Source organism: Flavobacterium sp., from assembly GCF_044371705.1.
GTDB lineage: Bacteria > Bacteroidota > Bacteroidia > Flavobacteriales > Flavobacteriaceae > Flavobacterium.
Genome location: NZ_JBILTE010000156.1, coordinates 1 through 5,916, shown reverse-complemented (window position 1 = coordinate 5,916; position 5,916 = coordinate 1). Strand labels below are relative to the sequence as shown.

Here is a 5,916-nt window from a genome sequence, read left to right as displayed (position 1 = left end):
TGTGCAAAAAGGGGTAACTTTTACTCAAATCCGATTTGAACGTGACTTGTTGAGTTGGCGAATCGATTTTAACTGGCAGCCTTTGGGACCTAATCCTTCTTGGGGATTCTTTATTGGTTTAAAATCGCCAATTCTTAGTGATTTAAAATACGACAAACGTTCTATTCCAGACAGAATACTAAATTAACATAAGAATGAAAAAAATAATTTTTACTAAAAATGCTCCTGCTCCAATCGGACCGTACAATCAAGCAGTACTGATTGGAAACACCCTTTATACTTCAGGTCAAATTGCTATAAATCCTGCAACAGGTGAACTAGTTTTAGACACAATTGAATTGGAAACTAAACAAGTAATGGAAAATTTAAAAGCGGTTTTAGAAGCTGCAGAAATGACATTTTCCGATGTGGTAAAAACTACAATCTTTATAAGCGATATGCATGATTTTGCAAAAATAAACGTCGTTTACGGGACTTATTTTGATGAAAAAACCGCTCCAGCCAGAGAAACGGTTCAAGTGGCAGCTTTGCCCAAATTTGTGAATGTTGAGATTTCGATGCTTGCAATCAAAGAAAATTAAACTGCTGTTATTCCTAAAAGTAATAATTGAGCAGTAGCTGCATTAGTTGCCAAAGGAATGTTGTGAACGTCACAAACACGAATAAGCATGTTTACATCTGCTTCGTGTGGATGACTCGACAAAGGATCTTTAAAAAACAAAACCATTTTTGTTTTTCCTTCCGCTACTCTGCCTGCAATTTGTGCATCACCACCTTGCGGACCAGAAAGCATTTTTTTTACTTTAAAACCCACTTGTTCGGCTTTGCTACCGGTGGTTCCCGTAGCAATAAGTTTGATGTGATGTTGTAATAAAAGCTCTTTGTTTTTGTTTAAAAACTGCACCATATCGGCTTTTTTACCATCGTGTGCAATGATTGCTATTTCCATACGCTATATAAAAAAACCACGCTTTCACGTGGTTTAAAGTTATTTGTTTACTATATGATAAGCTATTAATCCGTCAATGGGTCTTCGAAGTACATTGCCAATAGTAATGCCATGTTTGGCCAAAACCTGTGTTAATTCCTCCTTCAAATAAAAAGCAATCGAGCCTACAAAATGTACCGGAACTTCTTTATAATTATCATATTGCATAATATAATTCTTGGCATATTTATTTAACTCTTTCAGAATTATTTTTTTGCAAAATTCTTCTTCTTTATGCTTAATGATGAATTTGGCGAAGGTTGCTAAATACGCATTCGGATTGTGCTCTTTATATAAATTTTGTTTGATATAATCCGGGTCAACGTTATATTCATCACTAAATTCAATCGCTAAATCTTTAGGCATTTTATTAAAATAGTACGCACGAAGTAGATGTCTACCAAAGCGATTGCCCGAACCATCATCCATGACAATGTAACCTAAAGACTGTACTTTTTGATGCAGTACTTTGCCATCAAAAAAACTGCAATTAGAACCTGTACCTAAAATAGAAACAATGGCTTGCTCATTTTTAGGCGTTGTTGCATAAACGGCAGCGTAAGTGTCTTCGTGAACTGTAACAGCTGCATTTTTAAAATAACCTTGAAAAACTTCGGTTAAAAAATCTTTCATCCGGTCGGTTCCACAACCGGCTCCGTAGAAAAATAGATGCGTAGCTTTTGCTTTATTGTGTGAAATATCAAACTTGTCGTTTAATCGTTCGATGACTTCTTCTTTTGATAATACTTCCGGATTTAAACCAAGTGTTTGCGTAGTAAATAATACTTTTCCTTTTTCATCAATGGCTATCCAGTCGGCTTTTGTTGAACCACTGTCTACTAATAATTTCATGGGTTTTGTTTGTTTGTTAGTTGTAATAAAAAGTCCCATTGTACTTCCATACAATGGGACTTTACCCAAAATTATAGATTTGCAATATGTACAGACAAGTCAATCATTTTGCTTGAATAACCATATTCATTGTCATACCAAGACATAATTTTGAAGAAAGTTGAATTCAAGCCGATACCTGCTTTGGCATCAACAATAGAAGTTCTTGGATCTGAAACAAAATCTTGCGAAACCACATCATCTTCAGTATAACCTAATATTCCTTTCAATTCATTTTCAGAAGCTTTTTTCAAAACTGCCATGATATCGTCATAGGTAGTTTCTTTTGCTAACTTCACAGTTAAATCTACTGCTGAAACGTCTGCTGTAGGAACACGCATTGACATACCTGTTAACTTTCCGTTCAATTCAGGAATTACTTTTCCAACTGCTTTTGCAGCTCCTGTTGAAGATGGAATCATATTTAATAAAGCCGATCTACCCCCACGGAAATCTTTTCTTGAAGGTCCGTCAACGGTTAATTGAGTCGCTGTGGTTGCGTGAATAGTTGTCATTAAACCTTCTACAATTCCAAAATTGTCATGAATCACTTTTGCAAGTGGAGCCAAGCAATTTGTTGTGCATGAGGCATTTGAAACAATAGTATCTGATGATTTTGCTTGCGTATGATTAACACCCATTACAAACATGGGAGCATCAGCTGATGGAGCAGAAATAACTACTTTCTTCGCACCTCCTACTATGTGAGCATTAGCAGTTTCTAGGGTTGTAAAAATACCAGTACATTCAGCAACAACATCTACGCCCACTTCGTCCCATTTTAATGTTGATGGGTCTTTTGCGGCAGTAACTCTAATTTTTTTACCATTAACGATAAGTTCGCCGTTTACTACTTCTACTGTTCCATTGAATCTTCCGTGAACGGAGTCATATTTTAATAAATATGCTAAGTGGCTTACTTCCAATAAATCATTAATAGCAACCACTTCAACATTATCTCTATTAAAGGTTTCTCTAAATACAATTCTACCAATTCTACCAAATCCGTTGATTCCTAATTTTACTTTTGACATTTTATTCATTTTTTGACCCCTTCAAGTGGGTCGGTTATTACTATTTTATATCTAATTATTTATATTGACATGATGTCTGATACTTTCAACAATTCTCGATCAATTTCTGAATGACCTTTTATTGCTTGGTCTAGTGGTGTTAATTCTACTTTGTCGTTGTGAAGTCCTACCATATAACCTGATTTGCCTTCTAAAAGAGCTTCTACAGATTTAACTCCTAATCTGGAAGCTAGTACTCGGTCAAAACAAGAAGGTGAACCTCCTCTTTGCATATGACCTAATACCGAAACTCTTACTTCATATTCCGGTAAATTTTGATCGATGTAATCTTTTAGTTCAAAAACACTTTTACCAATTTTATCACCTTCGGCAATAACAACTATACTTGATGATTTTCCTGAAAGTTTACTTCTTCGCAGTGATTCCAACAAACGCTCTAATCCCATATTTTCTTCAGGAATCAAAATTTCTTCGGCTCCTGCACCTATACCTGCATTTAAAGCAATGTGACCGGCATCTCTACCCATGACTTCGACCAAGAATAATCGGTTATGCGAACTGGCAGTATCTCTAATTTTATCAATCACTTCAACAACTGTGTTCAAGGCTGTATCAAATCCCAAGGTATGGCTGGTTCCAAAAATATCGTTATCGATAGTTCCCGGAATACCCATCACAGGCATTCCAAATTCCTTATTAAAGACCAATGCACCCGTAAAACTTCCATCGCCACCTATAACCACTAAAGCATCAACGCCTTCTTTTGTTAAATGATCAAAGGCTAGTTTTCTGCCTTCGGCTGTCATGAAATCTTTTGATCGAGCAGATTTAAGAATGGTTCCGCCTTTATTGACAATATTGTGTACAGAACGAGGACCCATATCTTTAAAATCGCCTTCAATCATTCCTTGATAGCCTCTGTAAATCCCTAAACATTCTACTTTATAATAAGCACATGTTCGCACTACAGATCGTATCGCTGCATTCATTCCTGGAGAGTCTCCTCCGGAAGTTAGCACACCAATCTTTTTTATTGTTTTAATCATTTTTTGCTGTTTATACTGTAAATTTAGCAAACAATTACGAGTAATATCGGACCCCTTTTAATAATTTAGCACATAAGTGCAAATTCAAACGTTTTCGTTGATAAGTTTTCTAAAGTTATAAATGAGGATATAATAGTATTGAATTAATCAATTTCAGGAGTTCTTTCTTCCTCTTCTTTTTTGGCTTCTCCCGGTGGTTTCTTTTTTGTTAAAATATTTACATGTTCAGGCAACATTTCAGAATCGGGACCAACATCATTGTACGGAGTGGTATCTTTTGTTAATTTGGCATTTTTAAAAACTTTAGTAATCAGTTCTCTAAATGTATTAAAATCCACTTGATAAGAAACACCTATACCTTGCGTATAACCAATCCCTTCGCCAATATATGTAATGTCATTTTCTCGATTAAAAACTCGCATATTTAAGCTCCCATCTTCATTTACCCGGTATAAAATTTCAACATTACCTACCACTGCTGCATCATTTATTCCGCCAATTGGCACTCCAAGTTTTCCGTTGACACTGATGCGTTCATTGATTTCAAATGAACCGGTAAAACCAACACTACCGTCGGTTTCTCTTCCAGGGGTGCGATCTGCTGTCACTACATCAAGTTCGACATTAAAGCTTGAATTTTCTTCTCCAATAATATCATTAAAAACACCAGCAAAAGTTTCAAATAAGTTATTAGCCATACCTGTTTGGCTAGTACTTCCATCTTGACTTAAAAAGTTTCCGGTTGCTAATAGATGCAAAGCTTGCGTTTGACGTGTGTCTTTATCATTTAATTTTGTTTCAATTTCCGATTTCAAAACAGAACTAATTGTTGGGAATTCTATAAAAAAGTCTGGTTCCGGATTGTTCAAACTACCTGTTATTCCAATTGTCAGCACGACTGGTACTTTTTGATTAACCGTTGTATTCTCGAGCATTACAGCAGGATTTGCACGTATGTTATCATAAATTGCCTCTAAATTTAGTCGGGCTCGCATCGGGTCACCTTCCCAAACAATACTTCCTCCTTTTTTCAACTTAAATTGTTTACTAATAAGACCGCGGTATTTGAAATTATAGATTCCTTCGTTAACACCAATGTCTCCCCACATATTAAATTTTCCTAAAGTATTGATATTTAAAGCTAAATATCCAAAACCTTTCCCTCGAATTAAATGTCCGGTTTCTTTGTCTAAGATTACCTCAATTTCTGCATCTTCGGTAATGGTTAAATCAAAATTCATTTCTAAACCTTGGTAATTTCTATTGCTGAACTTTTTATTGGGGTCTAACGAATACTTCTCTTCTCTTGTAACAAAATGAATATAAGTATTTTCGCCTATACCTTCGGTTTCTGCAATTGGAATCTTTAACGAAGTACCTTTTCTTGAGGTTGCATTTACATCAATTACTAAAGCGTCTGTTGGTCCTGCTATAGTAGCCTTTCCTGAAATAAAAGCTTTGCCGTAATAGATTGCATCATCCGAATCTTGCGTGTCTAAAACATTAATATAATCTGAATTTAGCTCAATATCCAATTTCCATTCTTCTAACCTGTTGTGGCGAATAGTACCGTTTAAAACACCTTTGGAATTATATTTGGTATCGGTTATACCAATATTTCTCAAAAGAAATTGTCTTTGAGTTAAATCAACAACTGAATTTTCTTGAAAAGCATAATCTACATTCAAATAGGGTACAGATAAGCCGGCTTTATCTAAATAGATTCTACCCTCCATTTCCGGATTTTTGAACGTACCCATAAACGTTGCATTTCCGGTAGCCAATCCTCTGATATTTGAAATTACTTCACCACCAACGTCTTTAAATGCACCTAAATTGAATTTATTTAAATTTAAGTTTAAGTCCATCACAGGCTCTTTATCAACAAATTCAATTGCTCCATCCATACTGAACTTTCTGATGTCTTGATGCGTAATAGTAGAAAGCACATTGAAAT

Annotated in this window: 7 protein-coding genes; 2 read left to right on the top strand and 5 right to left on the bottom strand. The window is 35.4% G+C overall.

From position 1 onward, the window contains the following. Both ACIQ2S_RS10330 and ACIQ2S_RS10325 read left to right on the top strand, forming a co-directional pair. The coding region (locus ACIQ2S_RS10330; RefSeq protein ID WP_396175666.1) for a hypothetical protein at positions 1-187 on the top strand (187 nt) is incomplete at its 5' end. Between the two features lie 7 nt (positions 188-194). After that, entirely contained in the window at positions 195-581 is a 387-nt protein-coding gene (locus ACIQ2S_RS10325; protein ID WP_396175664.1) for a RidA family protein, read from the top strand. Here ACIQ2S_RS10325 and ACIQ2S_RS10320 read toward each other — a convergent pair. From ACIQ2S_RS10320 to ACIQ2S_RS10300, 5 genes are all read right to left on the bottom strand, one after another. Next, a complete protein-coding gene (locus tag ACIQ2S_RS10320; RefSeq protein WP_396175662.1) occupies positions 578-949 on the bottom strand; it encodes a methylglyoxal synthase in 372 nt (123 codons plus the stop codon). The genes ACIQ2S_RS10325 and ACIQ2S_RS10320 overlap by 4 nt on opposite strands. A gap of 39 nt (positions 950-988) precedes the next feature. Beyond that, positions 989-1,840, bottom strand: a complete 852-nt coding sequence (locus ACIQ2S_RS10315; protein ID WP_396175660.1) for a BadF/BadG/BcrA/BcrD ATPase family protein — start codon at positions 1,838-1,840, stop codon at positions 989-991. Between the two features lie 71 nt (positions 1,841-1,911). After that, the gene (gene gap / locus ACIQ2S_RS10310) at positions 1,912-2,913 is read right to left on the bottom strand and encodes a type I glyceraldehyde-3-phosphate dehydrogenase (RefSeq protein WP_396175658.1); all 1,002 of its coding nucleotides are present in this window, start codon (positions 2,911-2,913) and stop codon (positions 1,912-1,914) included. A 59-nt stretch (positions 2,914-2,972) separates the two neighbouring features. Then, entirely contained in the window at positions 2,973-3,959 is a 987-nt protein-coding gene (pfkA, locus tag ACIQ2S_RS10305) for a 6-phosphofructokinase (protein ID WP_396175656.1), read from the bottom strand. Positions 3,960-4,102: 143 nt separating this feature from the next. After that, on the bottom strand, positions 4,103-5,916 hold a 1,814-nt coding region (locus tag ACIQ2S_RS10300), incomplete at its 5' end, for a translocation/assembly module TamB domain-containing protein (protein ID WP_396175654.1).

What these genes read in the sequence shown, in the direction of transcription:
- ACIQ2S_RS10325 (WP_396175664.1), top strand. Translation starts at nt 195, where the DNA reads ATGAAAAAAATAATTTTTACTAAAAATGCTCCTGCTCCAATCGGACCG.
- ACIQ2S_RS10320 (WP_396175662.1), bottom strand. Translation starts at nt 949, where the DNA reads ATGGAAATAGCAATCATTGCACACGATGGTAAAAAAGCCGATATGGTG.
- ACIQ2S_RS10315 (WP_396175660.1), bottom strand. Translation starts at nt 1,840, where the DNA reads ATGAAATTATTAGTAGACAGTGGTTCAACAAAAGCCGACTGGATAGCC.
- gap (WP_396175658.1), bottom strand. Translation starts at nt 2,913, where the DNA reads ATGTCAAAAGTAAAATTAGGAATCAACGGATTTGGTAGAATTGGTAGA.
- pfkA (WP_396175656.1), bottom strand. Translation starts at nt 3,959, where the DNA reads ATGATTAAAACAATAAAAAAGATTGGTGTGCTAACTTCCGGAGGAGAC.